At 69.6% G+C, this 21,990-nt stretch carries 22 protein-coding genes and 1 tRNA gene; 17 read left to right on the top strand and 6 right to left on the bottom strand.

Going from position 1 to position 21,990, the window contains the following annotated elements:
• Window positions 1–34: 34 nt before the first annotated feature.
• Window positions 35–589 (bottom strand): TetR/AcrR family transcriptional regulator, encoded by a 555-nt coding sequence (locus tag OO71_RS35620; protein ID WP_033294411.1) that lies wholly within the window; start codon window positions 587–589, stop codon window positions 35–37.
• Window positions 590–699: 110 nt separating this feature from the next.
• Here OO71_RS35620 and OO71_RS35615 point away from each other — a divergent pair, with 110 nt between their 5' ends.
• Together OO71_RS35615 and OO71_RS35610 are read left to right on the top strand one after the other, a co-directional pair.
• Complete coding sequence (locus tag OO71_RS35615; RefSeq protein WP_033294410.1) at window positions 700–1,266, top strand: helix-turn-helix domain-containing protein; 567 nt, start codon at window positions 700–702, stop codon at window positions 1,264–1,266.
• A gap of 112 nt (window positions 1,267–1,378) precedes the next feature.
• On the top strand, window positions 1,379–1,996 hold the full coding sequence (locus OO71_RS35610) for a DUF4190 domain-containing protein (protein WP_033294409.1): 618 nt from the start codon (window positions 1,379–1,381) through the stop codon (window positions 1,994–1,996).
• Window positions 1,997–2,038: 42 nt separating this feature from the next.
• Here the strand turns inward: OO71_RS35610 and OO71_RS50555 are convergent, their stop codons facing one another.
• The gene (locus OO71_RS50555) at window positions 2,039–2,599 is read right to left on the bottom strand and encodes a S41 family peptidase (protein WP_281178505.1); all 561 of its coding nucleotides are present in this window, start codon (window positions 2,597–2,599) and stop codon (window positions 2,039–2,041) included.
• Between the two features lie 511 nt (window positions 2,600–3,110).
• Here OO71_RS50555 and dacB point away from each other — a divergent pair.
• Window positions 3,111–4,646 (top strand): D-alanyl-D-alanine carboxypeptidase/D-alanyl-D-alanine endopeptidase, encoded by a 1,536-nt coding sequence (dacB, locus tag OO71_RS35600; RefSeq protein ID WP_033294408.1) that lies wholly within the window; start codon window positions 3,111–3,113, stop codon window positions 4,644–4,646.
• A gap of 93 nt (window positions 4,647–4,739) precedes the next feature.
• Here the strand turns inward: dacB and OO71_RS35595 are convergent.
• A tRNA-Thr gene (locus tag OO71_RS35595) sits at window positions 4,740–4,815 on the bottom strand.
• Between the two features lie 200 nt (window positions 4,816–5,015).
• On the opposite strand from OO71_RS35595, the gene OO71_RS35590 reads away from it, so the two are divergent.
• The 6 genes from OO71_RS35590 (at window position 5,016) to OO71_RS35565 (ending at window position 12,996) form a co-directional block, all read left to right on the top strand.
• Complete coding sequence (locus OO71_RS35590; protein WP_033294407.1) at window positions 5,016–6,521, top strand: threonine/serine exporter family protein; 1,506 nt, start codon at window positions 5,016–5,018, stop codon at window positions 6,519–6,521.
• Window positions 6,522–6,604: 83 nt separating this feature from the next.
• Window positions 6,605–8,056, top strand: coding sequence for an alpha,alpha-trehalose-phosphate synthase (UDP-forming) (locus OO71_RS35585; RefSeq protein ID WP_033294406.1), 1,452 nt, complete (start codon window positions 6,605–6,607; stop codon window positions 8,054–8,056).
• A gap of 39 nt (window positions 8,057–8,095) precedes the next feature.
• Window positions 8,096–10,630, top strand: coding sequence for a trehalose-phosphatase (gene otsB / locus OO71_RS35580; protein WP_033294478.1), 2,535 nt, complete (start codon window positions 8,096–8,098; stop codon window positions 10,628–10,630).
• Between the two features lie 126 nt (window positions 10,631–10,756).
• Window positions 10,757–11,290, top strand: a complete 534-nt coding sequence (locus OO71_RS35575; RefSeq protein ID WP_033294405.1) for a hypothetical protein — start codon at window positions 10,757–10,759, stop codon at window positions 11,288–11,290.
• A 39-nt stretch (window positions 11,291–11,329) separates the two neighbouring features.
• Window positions 11,330–11,935 (top strand): RNA polymerase sigma factor, encoded by a 606-nt coding sequence (locus tag OO71_RS35570; protein WP_033294404.1) that lies wholly within the window; start codon window positions 11,330–11,332, stop codon window positions 11,933–11,935.
• Window positions 11,932–12,996 carry a hypothetical protein gene (locus tag OO71_RS35565; RefSeq protein WP_033294403.1) on the top strand — a complete coding sequence of 355 codons (1,065 nt, stop codon included), beginning with the start codon at window positions 11,932–11,934 and terminating at the stop codon, window positions 12,994–12,996. The genes OO71_RS35570 and OO71_RS35565 overlap by 4 nt, the downstream gene beginning before the upstream one ends.
• Here OO71_RS35565 and radA read toward each other — a convergent pair whose 3' ends face one another.
• Both radA and OO71_RS35555 read right to left on the bottom strand, forming a co-directional pair.
• Entirely contained in the window at window positions 12,997–14,358 is a 1,362-nt protein-coding gene (radA, locus tag OO71_RS35560) for a DNA repair protein RadA (RefSeq protein WP_033294402.1), read from the bottom strand.
• 55 nt (window positions 14,359–14,413) lie between these two features.
• Window positions 14,414–14,992, bottom strand: coding sequence for a copper chaperone PCu(A)C domain-containing protein (locus OO71_RS35555; protein ID WP_033294401.1), 579 nt, complete (start codon window positions 14,990–14,992; stop codon window positions 14,414–14,416).
• A gap of 297 nt (window positions 14,993–15,289) precedes the next feature.
• On the opposite strand from OO71_RS35555, the gene OO71_RS35550 reads away from it, so the two are divergent.
• From OO71_RS35550 to ispF, 3 genes are read left to right on the top strand one after another with little or no spacing between them, the layout of a single operon-like run.
• On the top strand, window positions 15,290–15,781 hold the full coding sequence (locus OO71_RS35550) for a CarD family transcriptional regulator (protein ID WP_033294400.1): 492 nt from the start codon (window positions 15,290–15,292) through the stop codon (window positions 15,779–15,781).
• A gap of 51 nt (window positions 15,782–15,832) precedes the next feature.
• Entirely contained in the window at window positions 15,833–16,489 is a 657-nt protein-coding gene (locus tag OO71_RS35545) for an IspD/TarI family cytidylyltransferase (RefSeq protein WP_033294399.1), read from the top strand.
• 5 nt (window positions 16,490–16,494) lie between these two features.
• On the top strand, window positions 16,495–16,956 hold the full coding sequence (gene ispF, locus OO71_RS35540) for a 2-C-methyl-D-erythritol 2,4-cyclodiphosphate synthase (RefSeq protein WP_033294477.1): 462 nt from the start codon (window positions 16,495–16,497) through the stop codon (window positions 16,954–16,956).
• Here ispF and OO71_RS35535 read toward each other — a convergent pair.
• The gene (locus OO71_RS35535) at window positions 16,901–17,518 is read right to left on the bottom strand and encodes a TetR/AcrR family transcriptional regulator (protein WP_051792624.1); all 618 of its coding nucleotides are present in this window, start codon (window positions 17,516–17,518) and stop codon (window positions 16,901–16,903) included. The genes ispF and OO71_RS35535 overlap by 56 nt on opposite strands.
• Before the next feature lie 104 nt (window positions 17,519–17,622).
• Between OO71_RS35535 and OO71_RS35530 the strand changes: the two genes are divergently transcribed.
• From OO71_RS35530 to OO71_RS35510, 5 genes are all read left to right on the top strand, one after another.
• A complete protein-coding gene (locus tag OO71_RS35530; RefSeq protein ID WP_051792623.1) occupies window positions 17,623–18,057 on the top strand; it encodes a cupin domain-containing protein in 435 nt (144 codons plus the stop codon).
• Between the two features lie 78 nt (window positions 18,058–18,135).
• Window positions 18,136–18,822: an HAD family hydrolase gene (locus OO71_RS35525; RefSeq protein WP_033294398.1), complete on the top strand. Its 687-nt coding sequence runs from the start codon at window positions 18,136–18,138 to the stop codon at window positions 18,820–18,822.
• A gap of 42 nt (window positions 18,823–18,864) precedes the next feature.
• On the top strand, window positions 18,865–20,241 hold the full coding sequence (cysS, locus tag OO71_RS35520; RefSeq protein ID WP_033294397.1) for a cysteine--tRNA ligase: 1,377 nt from the start codon (window positions 18,865–18,867) through the stop codon (window positions 20,239–20,241).
• A 31-nt stretch (window positions 20,242–20,272) separates the two neighbouring features.
• Window positions 20,273–21,229, top strand: coding sequence for a 23S rRNA (guanosine(2251)-2'-O)-methyltransferase RlmB (gene rlmB, locus OO71_RS35515; RefSeq protein ID WP_033294396.1), 957 nt, complete (start codon window positions 20,273–20,275; stop codon window positions 21,227–21,229).
• A gap of 16 nt (window positions 21,230–21,245) precedes the next feature.
• On the top strand, window positions 21,246–21,917 hold the full coding sequence (locus OO71_RS35510) for a TetR/AcrR family transcriptional regulator (protein WP_033294395.1): 672 nt from the start codon (window positions 21,246–21,248) through the stop codon (window positions 21,915–21,917).
• Window positions 21,918–21,990 lie beyond the last annotated feature (73 nt).

The following is a 21,990-nucleotide window of genomic DNA, read 5'->3' as shown; positions in this document are numbered from 1 at the left end:
GGAGCACCTTGGTCCCGCGCAGAAAACCGCCGGCTCAGTGGGTCCGGATTCCGTTCAGCAGAACGTCCAGCAGGTGCCGCGCGCGGGTGTCCCACTCGTCCTCGTCCAGGCGGGTCAGATAGCCCGACAGGGTGATCAGGTCGCGGGCGTCGATGTCTGCGCGAATGGTCCCCTCGGACTTTCCCGCGTCCAGCAGGACGGTTATTGCGTCGCCGATCGGGCCGTGGCTTTCCTTCGACAGGTCCTTCCACACGGCCACCTCGACCGCCGCGAGGACGCCTCGTTTGACCTTTGCGTAGTCGGCCAAGCGGTCGAACCACCGGACCAGCGCGTCGACCGGTCCGTGCGAGGTCAGCAGGTCCGGGGCGAGCGCAACCAGTTCCTGTACCTCCTGCCGGTACACCTCGGCCAGCAGGTCCTCGCGCGTCGGAAAGTGCCGGTACAGCGTGCCCTGGCCGACGCCCGCCCGCTTCGCCACCGCGTTCAGCCGCAGCTCACCCGACCCGGCGACCACCTCACGCGCGATCTCGACGATCCGCTCCCGGTTCTCCCGCGCATCCGCCCGCCGAGGCCCCTCTCCAACGCTCATGCCGTCAACGCTACGCGAAAAACAGCCGGGAAAGACCTACCGAACAGCGCGCCATGAGACCGCGGAGGTCCACTATGGACGTAGCACGACAACCGGCAAGGCTGGAGCGCATGGAGATCGACGAGGTACTCGACGCGGTCGGGCCGCGGTTGCGGGCGCTGCGCCGGCAACGGGGGGTCACGCTGGCCGCGCTCGCGCGGGAGACCGGGATTTCGGAAAGTACCCTCTCCCGTCTCGAAAGCGGGCTTCGGCGGCCCAACCTCGAACTGCTGCTGCCCCTCGCGCAGGTCTACGACGTTCCGCTCGACGATCTCGTCGGTGCGCCCCGTACCGGCGACCCGCGGATTCACCTGCATCCGATCCACCGGCACGGCATGACGTTCATCCCGCTCACCCGGCGCCCCGGCGGGATCCACGCGTACAAGATGCTCGTCCCAGGCGCGACCGGCGAGCCGACGCTGCAGACCCACAGCGGTCACGAGTGGCTGTACGTCCTGAACGGACGGCTCCGGCTGATCGTCGGTGACCGCGACCGCACAATCTCGCCAGGGGAAGCCGAAGAGTTCGACACCACGCAACCGCATTGGCTCGGTTCGGCGGACGGGCGCGCGGTCGAAGTGCTGATCCTCTTCGGGATGGAGGGGGAACGGGCGCACGTCCGGCCGCGGACGACGTGACCGGGAATCCCCAGTGCGGAAGGCCGGTCGGCGACTCTATCGGGTGATCGTGCGTAACACCCGAGGCCGCCCACGCGACCACTTTCTGCACAACCGATCACGAAAGGCACCCATGTCCGCCCCTGACTACCCTCCGCCCCCGTACCCGCCCCAGCAAACCCAGCAACTCCAGCCGAAGAACGGTCTCGGCACCGCCGGGTTCGTGCTCGGACTGCTCGGCCTGATCTTCTCGTTCATCCCCATCATCGGCCTCATCGCATGGCCGCTGGTGATCCTCGGCGTGATCTTCTCCGCACTCGGGATCGCCCGGGTCCGCGCCCAGAAGGCGACGAACAAGGGGATCGCCATCGCGGGGCTCGTGCTGTCGGTGATCGGCCTGATCATCGCGATCGTGTGGGCGACGGCGTTCACCAAGGCGGTCAACGACGTCAACACCGAGGCGAACCGCACCGTGACGGTCCACTACGAGGTCACCGGCACCGCGAAGGACGCCTCGATCACGTACACCACTCTCGGCGACAACGGCGTCTCCACCAGCCAGGAACAGCCCAAAACCCTTCCGTGGTCCAAAGATCTCACCACGAAGGGCCTGATCAAGGGCGGCACCCTCACCGTGACGACCGGCACCGAAGGCGGAGACGTCACGTGCAAGGTCGTCGTGGATGGCAAGGAAGCCAAGACGTCCCAAGCGTCGGGCAACTTCGCAACCGCCTCCTGCGACGGCTTCTGACCGGACGATGGGCCCGCCACGCGAGGTGGTGGGCTCATCGTGCTAGCCGCAGCCATTCGCACGTACCCATTGCACGGCAACGGCTTCCGCGTCGGCCGGTGACACCAGGTGGTCCGGCTCGATCGCCACGTTCCCGTAGACCCGGCCGGTGCGGTCGACGTCGACAACGCTCGTGACGAGCAGCTTTGCACCGTCGCTCAGGGAGAAGACTTCGTTGCCTGTGGCGACGCCGGCGGTGGACGCGCCGAACGTCTCGACGCGCGGCATTCCCCGGAACGCGACGAGCGTCGCTTCGCCGGAACTCGCAGTGTGCCGCGATGTGAGCCACGGCGATCGGCGGACGTGGCCGGGTGAGCCGTACCGGATTGGTCTCCTCCGCGGGGGCTGAACCGTCGAGGAGTGCTCTGCCGTCGAGCACCGACCACGTCTTCGGGGTGACCCGGGGTCCGGTGAATGACCCGATGACGCCGTCACCCAGCAGCGGCGCCAGCACGGTGAGCATCGGCCACATGTCGCCGCCGGTGTCGTCACGCAAGTCGACGACCCAGCCGCACGTCGCTTGAGCCTCGACCGCTTGCAGTGCGGCCACTCCCGCCGCCACATACCGCCGCTCGCCCGCCGGATCAGCGAGAAATCCGGGCACCGTCACGACGGCCACCCCGTCCAACGCATGGCTCATCGGCACGTCGATCGCCGTCGGCATCGGCGGCCGCGCCTGCGCCGGACCGGCCAGCATCGGGTGCGGATTCCCGAGTTCGGCAATCACCTGCCGGATCATCGAGTACGTCCCGGCGGTGGCGGTGACATCCGCTGCCTTGCGGAGAGCCGCCGCCTCCGCTCTCGGCCAATCCACGCGGTCGCGGTCGATCGAATGCAGTCGCAGCAGGTTCAGTGCCCCGATGAGATACGTCTGCGGGGTCGATGGTGCAGGCCGAATTGCGCGGACCTCGGCAAGCCTGCTCACCCAAAACACCGGATGAGACAGCAAGAGTTTCCCTGTCACACCAACACATCGGAAACTTTTCCACACTCGGGCTCGCCCGGTGTATGGTTCCCGGGATTCTGCGGCAGGCCGTCGTCCGATCGGCAACTGACACAGTGCGAGGGGAACCACATGGGACGAAAAATCGGCTGGCGGCGTCTTGTGCCCGCAGGGGCCGCGCTTCTGGTACTCGGCATGCCCGGCGCAGCGGCGGCCGGACCTGATTCCACCGGACTCGGGCCGGATCTGGATGCTCTGCTCGCAAATCCCAAGCTTGCCGGCGCCCAAGTCGGGCTGATCGTGCGCAATGCCGACACCGGGGCCACCCTGTACTCCCGCAATGCCGGTAACCGGCTCGTACCGGCGTCCAATGCCAAGCTGCTGACCTCGGCGGCCGCGCTGGACGTCCTTGGTCCGGACCATCGATTCACCACCACGGTGTCCACCGATGGACGGAATCTCTATCTCAAGGGCACCGGCGACCCCACGATGCTGGCCAAGGATTACCAGGAGCTGGCGGCGAAGGTCGCCGCCAGCGGGGTGAAAGTCGTGACCGGCGATCTCGTCGCCGACGACACCTGGTTCGATCACGTCCGGCTCGGTTCCGGCTGGGCGTGGGACGACGAGCCTTATTCCTACAACGCACAGGTCTCCGCGCTGACCATCTCCCCGGACACCGACTACGACGCCGGTTCGGTGATCATCCGCGTCGCGCCCGGCCAGAACGGCAAGCCCGCCGCCGTGGCCGTGGACCCGCCGACCAGCTACGTGCGCATCGTCAACACCGCGACGACGTCGGCCGCCGGCTCGCAGCCGGCCGTGACCGTCGACCGTGAACACGGCACCAACACGATCACTGTGTCCGGTTCGATTCCCGCGGGCGGCGCGGCAGTCAACGAATTCATGTCGGTGTGGAACCCGACCGCGCTGGTCGCCTCGGTGTTTCGCAAGGCGTTGGAGGAACGCGGTGTGCGGGTGCTCGGGAGTACGACATACCGCGCTGCCCCCGAATCAGCCACCCCGGTGGCCGATCGCCAATCCATGCCGTTGAGCCAGTTGCTGGTGCCGTTTCTCAAGCTGAGCAACAACTTGCACGCCGAGATTCTCACCAAATCCGCCGGGCGCAAGGTAAGCGGTGAGGGCAGCTGGGACGCCGGGGTGCGCGCGTTGAAAGCGAAACTGTCGTCGTTGGGCCTGGATCCCGCGCAGTTCCAGACCGTGGACGGTTCCGGGCTGTCCCGGATGGACATCGTGACCACCGACCAGCTGGCCGGCCTGCTGACGGCGGTCAAGTCCCGGCCGTGGTTCCAGACCTGGTACGAGGCGTTGCCGATCGCCGGCAATCCGGACCGGCTGGTCGGCGGCACTCTCCGCAAGCGGATGACCGGCACCCCGGCGGCAGGCAACGTGCACGCCAAAACCGGATCGCTGACCGGGGTCAGTGCGCTGTCCGGCTACGTTACCACCGCCAACGGCGAGCATCTGGTGTTTTCCATGGTGGAGAACAACTTCCTGGCCAGCTCGGTGCGAGACGTGGAGGACGCGGTCGCCGTCCGGCTTGCCTCCGGGCCCGGGGACACCGCGCGGGCCAAATCCGCCGGGCGTGGTGACGTCCCGGCAGTGCCGGGCGATACCGCTCGCGAGTGTTCATGGGTCAAGGCCTGCTGAGAGCCCACCCCCGACGATGACCGTCGCCGCCCGGTTCCCCGAACAGGTGGAACCGGGCGGATCCATCACGCCGCCAAAAACGAAGCTGCGAAGTGGAGCCGGCAAGGGGGCTCGAACCCCTGACCTTCTGTTTACAAGACAGATGCTCTACCAGCTGAGCTATACCGGCACACCCCCACACCGAACGGGGCGCGTCGCAGTATATCGGGCGGTTTGCAAAGAGTCGCGGTGGACCAGCTCAGGGGCGCAAAGCGGCGCGATCCGGCGGCTTGCGGCACGATCGTCTTCAGGTGTGGGGCACGCCACTGCAACGGCCGAGGCACTGGCGCCGATGGTCCCCGGGAACGAACGAGGAGGTGGGGATCGATCATGAAGATCAACGAGCGTGCCGGCCAGGGCGGGGGGCGTAGACGGTGGCCGATTCTCGAGCCTCCGGACCCGCGGTCCAGTCAGCGGCATCGGCCGAATCTGTTGCGTCGCCGGGCGTGGCACATTCTCGAGGCGCCGACTGCCGAACAGCCTGCCGTCGAGGCGGAGGAGGCGCTCGGGCCCAAGCCGCCGGACGATGCGACCGTCAACTTCGTTCTCGATGTCACCCTGCGCATCGGCGAGGTGCAGATGGCCAGTGGCGCCGGTGCGTCCGACGTCACCGCCACCATTCTCGCGCTCACCTCTGCGCTCGGGTTGCCGCATTGTGAGGTCGACGTGATCTTCACGTCGATCACCGTCACCTGTCACCGTGGTACCGACCTCGCGCCGGTCACCGCGTTGCGGGTCGTGCGGTCGCGCAGCCTCGACTACACCCGGCTCACCCAGGCGGAAGCGTTGGTGCGCAAGATCGTCCGCGGCAAGATCGGGGCCGAGGAGGCGCACACCGAGCTCAACCGGATCACGTCGGCGCCGCATCCGTACCCGCGCTGGATCGCCACCATCGCCTGGGGCGGGCTGGCCGCGTTCATCACGCTGCTGCTCGGCGGCGGGCTCGACGTCGCGCTCGTCGCGCTGGTCATATCCTCCGCGATCGACCGGATCGGGCGCCTGCTCAACCGCTTCAACCTGCCGTTTTTCTTCCAGCAGGTGGTCGGCGGGCTGTTCGCGACGCTGTCCGCGATGGTGATCGTCAGCAGCGACATCCTCACCACCGACCGGCCGACACTCGTCGTCGCTGCGGCCGTCACCGTGCTGCTGTCGGGGCTTTCCACCGTTTCGGCGGTGCAGGACGCGATCACCGGGTACAACGTCACGGCCGCCGGACGCACCATGGAAACCGCGCTGATGAGTGCGGGGTTGATTGCCGGAGTCGTGCTTGCGCTGCGGATTGCAGTGCTCGTCGGATTGCCGCGGACACCGTTGCCGGAAGCCGCCGGGTCGACGCCGCAGCAGTTGCCGCTCGTGGTGATCGGCGGTGCGGGTGCGGCGGCCTGCTTCGCGATCGCGTCGTACTCGACCATGCGCGCGATGCTCGTCGCCGCGGCGGCGGGCTCGATCGGGGCGCTCGTGTACGGCGGGTTGATGCTGGCGAGATTCGACGCCGTCAGCTCGTCGGCGATCGCGGCGACGCTCGTCGGGTTCTGCGGTGGAGTGATGGCGCGCCGGCTGAAGGTGACCCCGCTCGTGGTGGCCGTGTCCGGGATCACTCCCCTGCTACCCGGCCTCTCCACCTATCGTGGTCTATACCAATTGGGGGTGGAGCCGGGCGGCAACATCTCCACCCTGATGACCGCGGTCGCCATCGGGCTCGCCCTCGCCGCGGGCGTTGTACTGGGCGAATACCTCGCGCAGCCGGTCCGCAGCGGTCTCGGCAGGCTCGAGCGCAAGCTGGCCGGACCCCGCCTCGCCGGGCCGATGGAGCCCACGGAACGGCGTTTGGAGTAACCGGATGGTCACCGGCCGGTCACACCTCGCGCGCTAGGGTTTCAGTGGGGCCGCGACCCGCCGATGACGAGGGAGCAGCTGGAGTGACTGACGTGATCGCCGACCGGAACAGCGCACCGTCCGCGGACTTCGTGGTGGTCGCCAACCGGCTGCCCGTCGACCTCGACCACACGGCAGGCGGCGAGCGCCGCTGGACGGCCAGCCCGGGCGGGCTGGTGTCCGCGCTCGAACCCTTCCTCAGGTCCCGCAAAGGCGCCTGGGTCGGCTGGCCGGGCGTTCCGGACGTCGACGTGGACGAGTTCGACGACGACGGTCTCGTGCTGCACCCGGTTTCCCTCACCTCGGCCGAGGTCCGTGACTACTACGAAGGCTTCTCCAACGCCACGCTGTGGCCGCTGTACCACGACGTCGTCGCGCGGCCGGTGTTCGACCGTGCGTGGTGGGACAGCTACGTGCGGGTCAACCGCCGGTTCGCCGAGGCCAGCGCATCCGTCGCCGCGCACGGCGCCACCGTGTGGATCCAGGACTACCAGCTGCAGCTCGTCCCCACGATGCTCCGCGAACTGCGGCCCGACCTGCGCATCGGCTTCTTCCTGCACATCCCGTTCCCGCCGGTCGAGCTCTTCATGCAGCTGCCGTGGCGGGCGGAGATCGTGCGCGGGCTGATCGGCGCGGACCTGATCGGCTTCCACCGCCCCGGCGGCGCGCAGAACTTCCTGTGGCTGGCCCGGCAGCTCGTCGGCCTCGAACCCACGCGCGGCGCGGTCGGCGTGCGGTCGCGGCCGGGCATGGTGCAGGTCGGCGACCGCACGGTGCGCGTCGGCGCGTTCCCGATCTCCATCGACGCGGCCGGTCTCGACACCCTTTCGCGCAGCAAGGGGGTCGCCGAGCGGGCCAAGCAGATCCGCCAGAGCCTCGGCAACCCCAAGACGGTGCTGCTCGGCGTCGACCGGCTCGACTACACCAAGGGCATCGACCTGCGCCTGCAGGCCCTGCACGAGCTGCTGCACGAGGAGCGGCTCGAACCCGGCGACGTCACGTTCGTGCAGCTGGCCACCCCGAGCCGCGAACGCGTCGAGCACTACCAGCGGATGCGCGGCGAGATCGAGCAGATGGTCGGCCGGATCAACGGCGAGTTCGCGCGTGTCGGGCATCCGGTCGTGCACTACCTGCACCAGTCGGTGAACCGCACCGAACTGGCCGCGTTCTTCTCCGCGGCCGACGTCATGGTGGTGACACCGCTGCGCGACGGGATGAACCTCGTCTGCAAGGAGTACGTCGCGTGCCGCCCCGATCTGGGCGGGGCGCTCGTGCTGAGCGAGTTCGCCGGCGCGGCGGCAGAGCTGACCAGCGCTTTTCTCGTCAATCCGCACGACCTGGACGGGGTGAAGAACGCGTTGGAGGCTGCCATTACGCTCGACCCCGCCGAGGGCCGACGCAGGATGCGCGCCATGCGTCGCCAGGTCCTCACCCACGACGTCGACCGGTGGGCGCGCTCGTTCCTGCAGGCACTGGGCGCCGAGCCGGTCGACTGACCTCCCCCCGTACCGCGCTGGACCTCCTGAGGAGGAGTGTTGACCGCCGAGGCGTTGCCCGCGGAACTACGGCGCGCGATCGTGCAGATCGCCCGTACCCCGCGCCTGCTGGTCGCCTGCGACTACGACGGCACGTTGGCCCCCATCACCGCCAACCCCGACGAGGCCCGGCCGCTGCCGGAGTCCGTCGGGGCGCTCAGATCTCTCGCCGGCCTGCACGAAACCACCACCGCCGTGATTTCCGGGCGGGCGCTGCGGGACCTCGCGACGCTGTCGCGGCTGCCCGCCGAGGTCAACCTGGTCGGCAGCCACGGGTCCGAGTTCGACATCGGGTTCATCCATGCCCTCGACGAACAGGCGAAGTCCCTGCACCGGCGCTTGGAGCACGAGCTGGAACAGCTGGTGCTCGACGTGCCCGGGGTGTCGCTGGAAGTCAAGCCGGCGAGCATCGCGGTGCACGTGCGCCGCGCCGAGCACACCGCCGGCCGCCGCGTGCTCGCCGCCGTGCACGACGGACCGGCGAAGTGGGAAGGCGTGTCGACCACCGACGGCAAGGAGGTGGTGGAGCTCGCGGTCGTGCAGACGGACAAGGGAAACGCGCTCGACGCTCTCCGCCACCAGGTCGGCGCCACCGCCGCGATCTTCCTCGGCGACGACGTCACCGACGAGAAGGCGTTCGCCCGGCTGTCCGGGCCGGACCTCGGCATCAAGGTCGGCGACGGCGAATCGCTGGCCGCCTACCGGGTGCCCGACACCGTCGACGTCGCGATCGTGCTCGCCTTCATGCTCGAAGAGCGGCGCAACTGGCTGTACGGCGAATCGGCGCCGCCGATCGAGCGGCTGTCGATGCTCGCCAACGAGCGTTCGGTCGCGCTGGTCACGCCGGATGCGAGGCTGACCTGGCTGTGTCACCCGGGTGCCGACGCGCCCGCGGTGTTCGCCGACCTGCTCGGCGGACCGGGTGCCGGGCACTTCTCGATCAAGCCGCACCGCAACGGGCTTCCGCTCGGGCAGCGCTACCTGCCGAACACGATGACGGTCGAGACCCGCTGGTCCCGGCTGCTCGTCACGGACTACCTCGAACCGGAAAGTCCCGCACACCGCACCGACATCGTGCGGGTGATCTCCGGCGAGACGTCGGCGCAGGTGGTGTTCGCTCCGCGGCCGGAATTCGGTGGCGTGCCGGTGAAACTGGTCGCCGAGGCCGAGGGCCTGCGCGTGCTCGGCACGTCGGAGCCGTTCGTCTTGCGGGCGCCCGGCGTCGAATGGTCCATCACGTCCGACGGTCTGCACGACACCGCGACCGCGCTCGTCGAGCCGAAGCCGGAAGAGCCGGTGGTGCTCGAACTCCGGTGCGGTACCACGGATCTCAGCGACCATGAACTGTCCGAAGTGGACCGTCGCGACCGCGCGGGCCGGTACTGGAGCGACTGGGCGGCGAAGCTCAAGCTGCCCACCGTGGAGACCGAGCTGGTGCGCCGGTCCGCGCTGACCTTGCGCGGGCTGGTGAACACCGACACCGGCGGCGTGCTGGCCGCCGCGACGTCGTCGCTGCCGGAGGAGATCGGCGGGGTCCGCAACTGGGACTACCGCTACTGCTGGATCCGCGATGCCGCGATGACCGTGCGGGAGCTCGTGCACCTCGGTTCGCTCGAGGAAGCCGAGGGCTACCTGCGCTGGCTGCACGGCGTGCTGTCCACTTTGGCCGGTCCGGAACGGCTGCACCCGCTGTACACGCTGGCCGGCAGCGTGATCGGGGCCGAGGCGGTCATCGAATCCCTTCCCGGGTACGCCGGGTCGCGGCCGGTACGCGTCGGCAACCTCGCCAACCACCAGGTCCAGCTCGACGTGTTCGGCCCGGTCGTGGAGCTGGTCGGCACGCTGGCCGAGGTCCGCGGCGAGCTGAGGGACGAGGACTGGCAGCTGGTGCGGGCGATGGCCGAGGCCGTCACGCGGCGCTGGAACGAGCCGGACCACGGCATCTGGGAGGAGCGGCACGTGCCGCGGCACCGGGTGTACTCGCGGGTCATGTGCTGGGTGACGATCGACCGCGCGGTGAAGCTCGGCAACGAGTACGGCCGCGGGATCCCGGGTGCCTGGCCAAAGCTGCGCGACCGGATCAAGGCCGACGTGCTGGAACACGGCTGGAACGAGGAGGTGCAGGCGTTCACCACCGCCTACGACGGCACCGACCTCGACGCGGCTTCGCTCTTCGTGGGCCTCACCGGTCTCATCGACCCGGCCGACGAGCGGTTCCAGAAGACCGTCACGGCGATCGAGGCGGAGCTGCGCAGCGGGTCGACGGTGTACCGCTATCGCCGCGACGACGGCCTGCCCGGCGGTGAGGGCGGGTTCCACATCTGCGCGGCCTGGCTGATCGAGGCCTACCTGCGCACCGGGCGGAGCAACGAGGCACAGGAGCTGTTCACGCAGATCGTCGACGCCGCCGGTCCCACCGGGCTGCTGCCGGAGCAGTTCGACCCGGTCGCCGAACGGTCACTGGGCAACCACCCGCAGGCATACTCCCACCTCGGGCTCATCCGCTGCGCGAACCTGCTCGCGGCCAAGGACTGACGGGCACGGCGTTAGCACACCTCGGTGACAAGTGCCGTGAAGGCCTCCTTGCCGGAATCCGATTCCGTTAAGGTGGTCTTCACGAGCATTTGCACGTTCATTCGGGTTGCGGCGCGGAGGTGACGGGTGAAGCAGTACTACGGGCAGCAGGCCGCGGAGTACGCTCCGCTGCCGGCGCTCTTCGCCGCCCGGGTACGCGCAGGTTCCCTGGTCACCGGGGTCGCGCTGCTCATCGGCACGCTGCTCGTGCTCGGTCTCACCGTGTTCGTCAACCGCCCGCTGCACGGGCACGGGCTCCCGCGCGTACCGCTCGGCGCCCTCGGGTTGCTGCTGCCCGCGCTGTCGGTGGCCGCCACCGCGCTGGTAGTGCTGTCCGCGCGCCGCTGCCTGCAGGGTGACTACCTGGTCATCGCCCGCGCCCGTAGCACCCGCACGGTGCTCACCGCCTGTTTCACCGCGCTGTGCATCAGCTGCCTGTTCGCCCTCACGCTGTCCGCGCTGGTGGACCTGTGGGGCGACCACGGCAGGCTCGGCCTCACCGAACTGCTGGCGACGGGGGCGAATTTCGCCATCGGCCTCGCCGGGTACGCGGCGGGGCTCTGGTACGTCCGGCCGTCAGTGAGCACGCTCGAGAAGTTCAGCGATCACCCGATCTGGTGATGCCGTGAACGCTGCGGAGCGCTGCGGGCAATTGCCGGTATGCAGGTGATCCACGACGGTCCCGACCCGGTGTTACCCGGCGCGCAGGACCGCCCCGACCTGGGCGGACCCGATCCGGCCCCAGCCTTCGGACGGCTGTTCGACACTCATGCCGCCGCGATGCACCGCTACCTTTCGCGGCGCGTCGGCACGGAGACCGCACACGACCTCGTCGCCGAGACGTTCCTCGTCGCGCTGCGGCGGCGGGAGTCGTACCGGCCGGAGCTCGGCACCGCGCGTTCGTGGCTGTACGGGATCGCGACGAACCTGCTGCGGCACCACGTCCGCAGCGAAACCCGGGCGCTGCGGGCCACGGCGCGGCTGGCGAACTCCGGCGAGCGCGGCCACGGCGGGCACGACACCCGCGTCGCCGAGCAAGTGGACGCGCAGGCTCGCGCGGCCCAGCTCGCCGGAGCGCTCGCCAAGCTCAGCGTGGCCGACCGCGACACGCTCCTGCTGGTTTCCTGGGCGGGGCTGGAACCGGTGGAAGTCGCCGAAGCACTCGGCGTACCACCGGGCACCGTCCGGTCCCGGCTGCACCGGATCCGCCGATGGCTGCGCACGAACGCAGCCGCATCGAACCGCGAGGAGGCGAAGGAACTGTGAGAGACGAAAATGTCCGGCACCTGTGGTCCGACGCCGAGCTCGACGAGGCATTGGCCGCACTGCATCCGCACCGCAGCGCCGACCGGACGGAGTTCGACCGGGCACGGGCGAGCCTGATGCGCGCGGCCGACGCGGAGAGCGATTCGGCCGATTCGTCTTCCCCGCCAAGGAAAACGCGTACCGGCGCGTGGCGGTGGATTGCCGTGGCTGCGGCCGTCATCGTGGTGACCGGCGGCGTCGTCGTGGCACGGGAGATCAGCAACTCCTCGACCACGGTCGCCCCCGCCGGTCCGCAATCGTCCACCCGGGTTGCGGGAGCGCCGTTCACCCACGTCGTGAACGAGTACACCGGCACCGTGGTGGTGAACGGGCGCACGGCGTTCTCCGTGCCGCAACGAGTGGACTGGTGGATTCCGTCCGACCCGTCCGGGCTGTGGAAACGCCGCTGGACCCGGATGGCCGGGGCGCAGCCGATCGGCGGCGTCCTCCGCGCGGTCGTCGACCAGCCGCCCGAGCCGGCGACGCTCGAGGAGACCGGGCCGGGCGGACATTTCGCCGGGGCCTTCCCGTACCCCAGCCCGACGCTGAGCACCGGCTGGTATCGGCCGGACCCGACGTTCATCGATTCCTTGCCGCTCGAGGCCAACAAGCTGATCAAACGCATCATGACCGACATGGCCGCCCAGGGGTCCCACGAATACGGGCCACTGGCTCAGCCGGAGACCTACGGCGCACCGCAGCGGGACATGAGGTTCCCCTACCAGAGCGCAACCGGGATGATCCTCAGCGTGCTCGCCTCCGGGCAGGCTCCGGCCCCGCTGCGGGCCGCGCTCATCTCGGCGATGGGGAACCCGGACAGTGGCTTCCACCGGTCGTCGGCGACGGATTCGGAGTTCATCTCGGTCAGCGGGTGGGTGAAGCTGATCGCGACCGTCGACCGCAGGACCAACCAGCTGGTGGAGGTGCAGGCCTTGGCGATGAACCAGGCGTACGGCTTCCAACCCGGCACCAGGATCAGCTCGGCGAAGTACACCTACGAGATCACCAACCAGCCGGGCTGATCACTTCGCGTGGTTGGCCGCGTTGAGCGCACTCGCCACGTCGGGCACCTCCAGCACCCGGATACTGTCCGGGAGCTTGCCCGAATCCGGCGGTACCAGCGCATGCGTGAACCCAAGCCGGGCCGCCTCGGCAAGGCGGCGGGAGACGTTCGGCACCCGCCGGACCTCTCCCGCCAGCCCGACCTCCCCGACCGCGACCAGCCGCGGCGACAGCGCCACGTCGTGCAGTGAAGAGGTGAGCGCGAGCACCAGCGCGAGGTCGATGGCCGGCTCGGTGATCTTCATGCCGCCGACGGTGGCGACGTACACGTCTTTGTCGCCCAGCTTCATCCGGCCGCGCTTTTCCATCACCGCGAGCACCATGGCGACGCGTGCCGAATCGAGACCGCTCACCGCGCGCCGCGGCTGCGGCATCCCGCTGCTCGACACGAGCGCCTGCACCTCCCCGAGCAGCGGCCGTTTGCCTTCCACCGCAACGGTGACCGCCGTGCCCGGCACCGGTTCCGCCGTGCGGCTGAGAAACAGCCCGGACGGATCGGGTACGCCGACGATGCCTTCCTCGGTGAGCTCGAAACAGCCGATCTCGTCCGCCGCGCCGAAGCGGTTCTTGATGCCGCGCACCATCCGCAGCGTGGAGTGCTTGTCCCCCTCGAACTGCAGCACGACGTCCACGAGATGCTCCAGCACGCGCGGACCGGCGACCGACCCGTCCTTCGTGACGTGCCCCACGAGCACCACCGGCAGCCCGCGTTCCTTCGCGAGCGCGACCAGCCCCGCGGTGACCGCGCGTACCTGCGTCACCCCGCCCGGCGAGCCCTCGACCTGCGGTGATGCCATGGTCTGGATCGAATCGACGATGAGCACGCCCGGCTTCACCGCGTCGACGTGCCCGAGAATCGACGACAGGTCGCTCTCCGCGGCGAGGTACATCTCCCCGTGCACGTTGCCGGTGCGCTCGGCCCGCAACCGGACCTGACCTGCGGATTCCTCGCCCGTGACGTACAGCGCCCGCCCCGCCGTGACCGCCCACTGGTAGGCGACCTCGAGCAGCAGCGTTGACTTGCCTGCCCCGGGTTCACCGGCGAGCAGCACCACCGCGCCGGGAACGAGACCGCCGCCGAGCACGCGGTCGAGCTCGGCCACGCCGGTGGCCTTGGCCCTGGCGGCCTCGACGTCGACCTCCGCGATCGGCCGTGCGGGCGCACTCGGCGCCCCGGCGGCCACCCGCGCGATCGCCGGTTTGGCGTTACCGCGTTCCTCGAGCGTGCCCCACGCCTGGCATTCCGGGCAGCGCCCGACCCACTTCGGCGTCTCGTATCCGCATTCCGCGCACCGGTGCACGGTGCTGGTCTTCTTCACCACAGGAGCGAGGCTAGCGGCGGGTACCGACAGAATCGCGGAACGTCAGTGTGCCGGGTCAGTGCGCCGAGGTGGTGGCAGGCGCGGCGACCGGCAGGTCGACCGAGATCGGACCGGCGTTCTGGAACGTGAAGACGACCTTGATCGTGGCGCCCGGCCACAGCGGCTGCTTGAGGCCCTGCAGCACGACCTTGCCGACGCCGAGGTCGGTCTGCGTGGCGCCCGAGCCGGGTGCGCTCGAGGACGCCGGGGCGTGCTCGGCGGTGGACTCGGTGGCGTCCTTCGGGCCGATCACGAGCGAGTGGCCGGCGACGATCGCGGTGTCGCCGGAGAGCTGCGCGGGCGAGGTGGTGCCCTCCGACATCACCGACACGAGCTTGTCGTCACGCTGGCCCTGGTTGACGATGGTGAGCGTGAGCGGCGCGGGCTGGCCTGCCGCGTAGCCGGGACCCTGCGCCGGGTACTGCACGGCCGCATTGCGCAGCACGATGGTCTTCACCTGCGCGTAGGTGCCGTTGACCGCGGGCTCCTGGGTGTCGGTCTGGGTGATCTGACCGGCTCCGCAACCGGCGAGCACGAGTGCGGCACCGAGCGCCGCCACCCCGGCACCGAGCACGCGGCGATTCTGCAGCCTCACGTCAGAGTCCTTCCCTTCCAACGGCACTCGTCCCGTCGAAGACTAGCCGGGCGCGTCCGCGCACGTGGAACCGGTGGGGGTCGATCGGCGGCTCGCCGCTCCACCACTGTCCACTGTGGATTCCGGAATGGGGATTCCGGTGCCGGGCAGCCGTTCCCGGCTCACCTGCATGAGCACGGGCCGCTCCGGTTTGTCAACCCCAGTCCAGGCCGCTGACCTGCGACGACGATCCCGGGCCGCTAGGTGGCCGTCTCGGGACCGTGCTAGGATGGAGTCAGCGAAAGGGGCAGAGGACACATGGTTTTCAAGGTCGGAGAGACCGTCGTCTACCCGCACCACGGTGCCGCACTCATCGAAGCCATCGAAACCCGCGTGATCAAGGGCGAGGAGAAGAAGTACCTCGTCCTCAAAGTCGCGCAAGGGGATCTTACGGTTCGCGTGCCCGCAGACAACGCCGAGATCGTCGGTGTGCGTGATGTCGTCGGGCAAGAAGGACTGGACAAGGTCTTCGATGTTCTGCGTGCTCCGCACACCGAGGAGCCCACGAACTGGTCTCGTCGGTACAAGGCCAACCTGGAGAAACTCGCCTCGGGCGACGTGAACAAGGTGGCCGAAGTGGTGCGCGACCTCTGGCGGCGGGAAAAGGACCGCGGACTTTCAGCCGGCGAGAAGCGCATGCTGGCGAAAGCACGGCAAATCCTGGTCAGCGAGCTCGCGCTTGCGGAAGGCACCGACGAGGACAAGGCGGAAACACTTCTCGACGAGGTTCTGGAGACCGCGACGGTCTGACCGGGTCCTCCGGTTCGCCTCGCCGGACCGGTTCCCTACGATCACGACCTGATGAACCAGCAGGTAGTCAGTGTCGCGTTCGTGACTGTCGCACACCATCCGGCCGATCCCGGGCTTGCGCTCACCGAGGTCGATGGTGCTGCACTTCTCTCGCACACCGTGCGGGGGCTGCTCGGCGTACCGGAGATCGATCTGGTCATCGTCGCAGCCCCCGAGCGGTGTGCGAAGTCGTTTTCGGCGGCCCTCGGCGGGCTGCCCTGCCGGGTCGAGTCCGGCGCTTCGCTCCGGCAGGTGTTCACCGCCGTCGAGCCATCGCTGTCTCCCGGCGCAACCGTGCTGGTGCACGACGCGCTCCGGGCGTTCACTCCGCCACAGACTGTCCGTCACGTGCTGGACGCGGTCCGTGAAGGCGCGTCCGTCGTGGTGCCGGTGCTCCCGATGTCGGACACGGTGAAAACCACGGACGAGACCGGCGTTGTCACCGCCACCGTGGACCGGGACAGCCTTCGCAGCGCGCAGACTCCGATCGGATTTTCCTTGCGCGCGTTCAGGTCTGCGCTCGAGACGTCCGCCGACCCGGGCCTCGCCGACACGGCAGGCGCCATCACCGTCCCCGGCGATCCGGACGCGATGCGCGTCGCGAGCGCCTTCGAACTGACCCTCGCCGAAGCGCTCGTCGCGGGCGGGGACCGGGAGGATCCCCTGTGAACGAGCTGCGGGTCGGCAATGGTGTCGACGTCCACCCGATCGAAGCGGGCCGGGAATGCTGGATCGCCGGGCTGAAGTGGCCGGACGTCGACGGGTGCGCCGGGCATTCCGACGGCGACGTCGCAGCGCACGCCCTGTGTGACGCTCTGCTGTCCGCTGCCGGTCTCGGCGATCTCGGCGCGGTGTTCGGCACCGGCGACCCGCGCATGGACGGCGCACACGGCGCGGACATGCTGGCCGAGGTCCGCACGCTGCTCGAAGCCGGGGGCTGGCGCGTGTCCAACGCCACGGTGCAGGTGATCGGCAACCACCCGCGGGTCGGCAAGCGGCGGGACGAGGCACAACGCGTGCTGAGCGACGCCGTCGGCGGCCCGGTGAGCGTGTCGGGTACGACGTCCGACGGCCTCGGCCTCACCGGTCGCGGTGAGGGGATTGCCGCGGTGGCGACGGCGTTGCTGATGCGCTGACCAACGCCTGCGCGGCCCATTGCTGCACGCGGAGAATTTCCGCGGAATCGAGGCCGCAGATGTCCCGCAGCACGATCGTCGACTCGATGCCGATGACGACGGTGAGGGCGTGGGCCAGCCGGTCGAGTTCGTTCGGCGCCAGTTCGTCCTGTAGCGGAGCCAGTGCACGTTCGACGTACTCCAGCCGTCGGCTCGGCCGCGGCGGCACGCCCGGCTCGATGGCGTCGCGGTCGATAGTGAAGCGGATCATCTGCCGGAGCAGCGTTTCGTTGTCCAGGGTCATCCGGGAGAGCGCGTCGACGAGGCGTTCGACCCGGCCGGACACCGGCTCGCCGGGCTTGCCCGCTTCGATCGACAGCTCCATGTTCTGCCGGGTCGCCTCCAGCGTTGCCTCCACCGACAGCTGCTCTGCGCTGGGGAAATACCGGTACGCCGTGCGCCGGGAGATCTCGGCGGCATCCGCGACCTCGGCCACCGACGGCCGCTGTCCCGCCGCGATCAGCCGTCCCGCCGCCTCGACGAGCGCTTTGCGCGTGCGGCGTTTCTGGCTGTCCCGACTCATCGCCCGTTGACCTCGCTCTCTCGCCGGATTACTGTCACTCATGTGCCACGAAGGCAGTTGAGTGACAGGATAGCAGTCGAGTGCCAGCCCGGAGAGGACTTGAGATGACCGAGCAGCAAATCCAACCCCTCGTGATCGGTCCCGACGAAGGCCGCGAGCTGCCCGTCATCGGGCGGGTGGCGGTGAGCGGCGCGCAGACCGGCGGCGCGTTCGAGCTGATCGACTTCCGCGGCAACGCCGCCTGCCCGCCGCCGCACATCCACCGCGAACGCGAGGAATGCATCCAGGTGCTCGAAGGCCAGTTCACCTTCACCATCGGCACCGAGGAGTTCGAGGTCGAGCCCGGGACCTGGGTGTACGTCCCGCGCGGCACCCGCCACGGCTTCCGCGCGAGCGCCGACGCCCGCGCGCTGATCCTCGTCACCCCCGCCGGTCTCGAAGGGTTCTTCGCCGAACTCGGCGGCGGCCTCGCGGACGGGACGCCGACTCAGGAGTTGCGTGCCCGCCTGAAAGGCCGCTTCGACTCGGTCCCGGCGTGAGCGCGGTCCAGACCACCGGGTGAGCCGGGCGCCACAAACCGGCGGCGGAGTACCCGGATTGCCGGATAGGGTTGGTGCGTGGCCATCAACGCGGTGTTGTTCGACTTCTCCGGCACCCTTTTCCGGCTCGAGCAGGACGAGTCCTGGCTCGCCGACGTCCGGGACGAGGACGGGGTCACCCTCGACGTCGAAGCACAGGCCGAGCTGATGCGGCGGATGACGGCGCCGGTCGGGCAGTCCGTCGAACTCGACGAGGAACACCTGTACGCCTGGCACAACCGCGACCGCGACCCGGCGCTGCACCGGAAGGTGTACCTGGAGGTGCTGCGGCTGTCCGGGGTCCCCCGGCGCGAGCAGGCGGAATCGCTGTACGCGCAGCTCATCACCCCCGGCAAGTGGACGCCGTACCCGGACACCGAGGCCGCGCTCAAGGCAGTCGCGGGCAGCGGGCGCAAGGCCGGGGTGCTCAGCAACATCGCGTTCGACATCCGGCCCGCGTTCAGCCAGCGCGGCTGGGACGCGCAAGTGGCCGAGTTCACGCTGTCCTACGAGGTCGGAGCGGTGAAACCGGAGCCGGAGATCTTCGCCTCGGCGATCGACCGGCTGGGCGTACGGGCCGAGGAGACGCTGATGGTCGGTGACAGCGAGGAGGCCGACGGCGGCGCCCGCGCGCTGGGCTGCCGCTTCGCCCTCGTCGACCCGCTGCCCACGGCAGAACGGCCGGACGCGCTGCTCGGCGCACTGCGCGCGCACGGCGTGCTCTGACGTCCTGCGACGTCGCCCACACCGACCCCGTACCCTTTGTACGTGGCTTTGCACCTGTACGACACCGCGACCCGTGCCCCCCGGGAGTTCACTCCCGTCCGCAGCGGAACGGCGTCGATCTACGTGTGTGGGGCCACCGTGCAGGGTGTTCCGCACATCGGGCACGTCCGCGGGATGCTGAACTACGACGTGCTGCGCCGCTGGCTGCTCCACAGTGGACTCGACGTGCTGCTGGTGCGCAACGTCACCGACATCGACGACAAGATCCTCACCAAGGCCGCCGACGCGGGCCGTCCGTGGTGGGAGTGGGCAGCCACGCATGAGCGGGCGTTCGAGCAGGCGTACGAGGATCTCGGCTGCCTCCCGCCGTCGGTCACGCCGCGCGCCACCGGGCACGTCACGCAGATGGTCGAGCTGATGGAGCGGCTGATCGAGAGCGGGCACGCGTACGCCGCCGACGGTGACGTGTACTTCTCGGTGAAGTCGTTCCCGGAGTACGGGCAGCTGTCCGGCCAGCAGCTCGACGAGGTCCAGCAGGGCGAGACGCCGACGCGCGGCAAGCGCGATTCGCGCGACTTCACGCTGTGGAAGAGCGCGAAGCCGGGCGAGCCGTCGTGGCCGACGCCGTGGGGTGACGGGCGACCCGGCTGGCACCTGGAGTGCTCGGCGATGGCGACGAACTACCTCGGCGCCGAGTTCGACATCCACGGCGGCGGCGTCGACCTGGTGTTCCCGCACCACGAGAACGAGCGCGCGCAGTCGAATGCGGCCGGCGACGGGTTCGCGCGGTACTGGCTGCACAACGCGTGGGTGACGATGTCCGGCGAGAAGATGTCGAAGTCGCTGGGCAACACGGTTTCGATCCCGGCGATGCTGGAGCGCTACCGGGCGCCGGAGCTGCGGTACTACCTCGTGCAGCCGCATTACCGGTCCACCGTCGAATACTCCGACGGCGCGGTTTCCGAAGCGGCACAAGGGTATCGGCGGATCGAGGCGTTCTTGCGCCGGGCCGGGGACGCTCCGGTGGGCGAGGTCGCGCCGGAGTTCGCTGCGGCCATGGACGACGATCTGGCCACGCCCGCCGCGTTCGCCGTGGTGCACAACACGGTGCGCGACGGTAACGCGGCACTGGACGAAGGCGACACCACGAAGGCGCTCGAACTGGCCGGTACGGTGCGCGCGATGACCGGCGTGCTGGGTCTCGACCCGCTGTCGCCGCGGTGGTCGGACGGCGGTTCGGACGCGCCCGTCCGCGACGCGCTTGGCAAGCTCGTGGAAGCCCAGCTGGCCGAGCGCCAGGAGGCCCGTGCGGCGAAGGATTTCGCCCGCGCGGACGCCGCCCGCGATCGGCTGATCGAGGCGGGCATCGCGGTGGAGGACACCCCGAACGGTCCGCAGTGGACGGTCAGGAACGCCTGACCCCGTTGCGGCAGCGAAGGATTGAGGACTGATGGCAGGCAACTCACGGCGTCAGGGCGCCGTCCGCAAGAGCGGCTCCAAGAAGGGTGCCGTCGTGGGCTCGGGCGGGCAGCGGCGCAAGGCGCTCGAGGGCAAAGGCCCCACGCCGAAGGCCGAAGACCGGCCGGGGCACAAGGCGCACCGCGCCGCGAACGCCGCCCGCACGCGCGACCAGGCGCGGCAGAAGAAGGCCGACCGGCCGGAGCTGATCGCCGGGCGCAACCCGGTGGTCGAGGCGCTGCGGGCGGACGTGCCGGGTACCGCGCTGTACGTCGCGCTGAACATCGACATCGACGACCGCGTGAACGAGGCGGTGCGGCTGGCCGGTGACAAGGGAATCTCGATCCTGGAGATCCCGCGCGAGGAGCTCGACCGCAAGACCAACCGCGCGATGCACCAGGGGCTGGGTCTGCAGGTCCCGCCGTTCGAATACGCGCATCCGGACGATCTGATGCAGGCCGCGCAGGACTCGGGTAACACGCCGCTGTTCGTCGCGCTGGACGGCGTCACGGACCCGCGCAACCTGGGCGCGGTGATCCGGTCGGCCGCGGCGTTCGGTGCGCACGGCGTGCTGCTGCCGGAGCGTCGCAGCGCCGGGATGACCGCGGTGGCCTGGCGGACGAGCGCGGGTACCGCGGCGAAGCTGCCGATCGCGGTCGCCACCAACCTCACGCGCCAGCTGCGCGCGTGGGCGTCGAAGGGCCTGATGATCGTGGGCCTCGACGCCGACGGCACGGTCGACATCGACTCGCTGGACCTCGCCGCGGACCCGCTGGTGATCGTGCTGGGCTCGGAGGGCCGCGGCCTGTCGCGGCTGGTGCGGGAAACCTGCGACGCGACGGTGTCGATCCCGATGGCGGCCGGGGTGGAATCCCTGAACGCCTCGGTGGCGGCCGGGGTCCTGCTGGCCGAGGTCGCCCGCCGGCGCCGCGCGGCCGGACGGGTCTGACGCTCGTTCACTCGCCATGACCTCCCGCACCCGCATCATCACGGCCGCCCTGGAACTCCTGGCGAAGGGCGAGGCGGTCTCGACGCGCGCGGTGAGCACGGCAGCAGGCGTCCAGCCACCGACGATCTACCGCCTGTTCGGCGACAAGGACGGCCTGCTGGACGCAATCGCGGTGCAGGGCTTCTCGGATTACCTGGCTGTAAAAACCGCGCTCCCGCCGGTCACCGACCCGTTGGACGACCTACGGCAAGGCTGGGACCTGAACGTCGAGTTCGGGCTGGCCAACCCGGCGCTGTACCTGCTGATGAATACCCGGCCCCGCCCAGACGGTCCGCCGTCGCCGGCGCTGGCAGCCTCCCTGGAGATGCTGTCGGCCCGCGTGCGCCGCGTCGCCGAGGCCGGACGTCTGCGGGTACCGGAACCACTCGCCGCGGGCCTGATCCACGCCGCCGGTTCCGGGACGACGCTGAGCCTGATCGCGACGCCGGTGTCCGAGCGAGACCCAGCACTGTCGCCGACCGCCCGGGAAGCGGTGATCGCCGCGATCAGTACCGACCGGCCGGTGTCCCGCACGCCGGGTCCGGCCGCGGTGGCGACGGCGTTGCAGGCGGCATTGCCGCAGGTGGAAGGCCTGACGGGGGCGGAGAAGTCGTTGCTGGGTGAGTGGTTGACGCGGATCAGCGGTTGAGCTGAGCGCTCGCTGCCGTGCCCGGCCTGCTGGTGCCGCGCAGGGACGAAAGGCCGTTACCGACGGTGATTCG

The sequence above is a fragment of the Amycolatopsis jejuensis genome (assembly GCF_000717335.1).
Classification (GTDB): domain Bacteria; phylum Actinomycetota; class Actinomycetes; order Mycobacteriales; family Pseudonocardiaceae; genus Amycolatopsis; species Amycolatopsis jejuensis.
The sequence above is the reverse complement of the archived record's forward strand: the minus strand, read 5'-3'. Positions and strand labels throughout refer to the sequence as shown.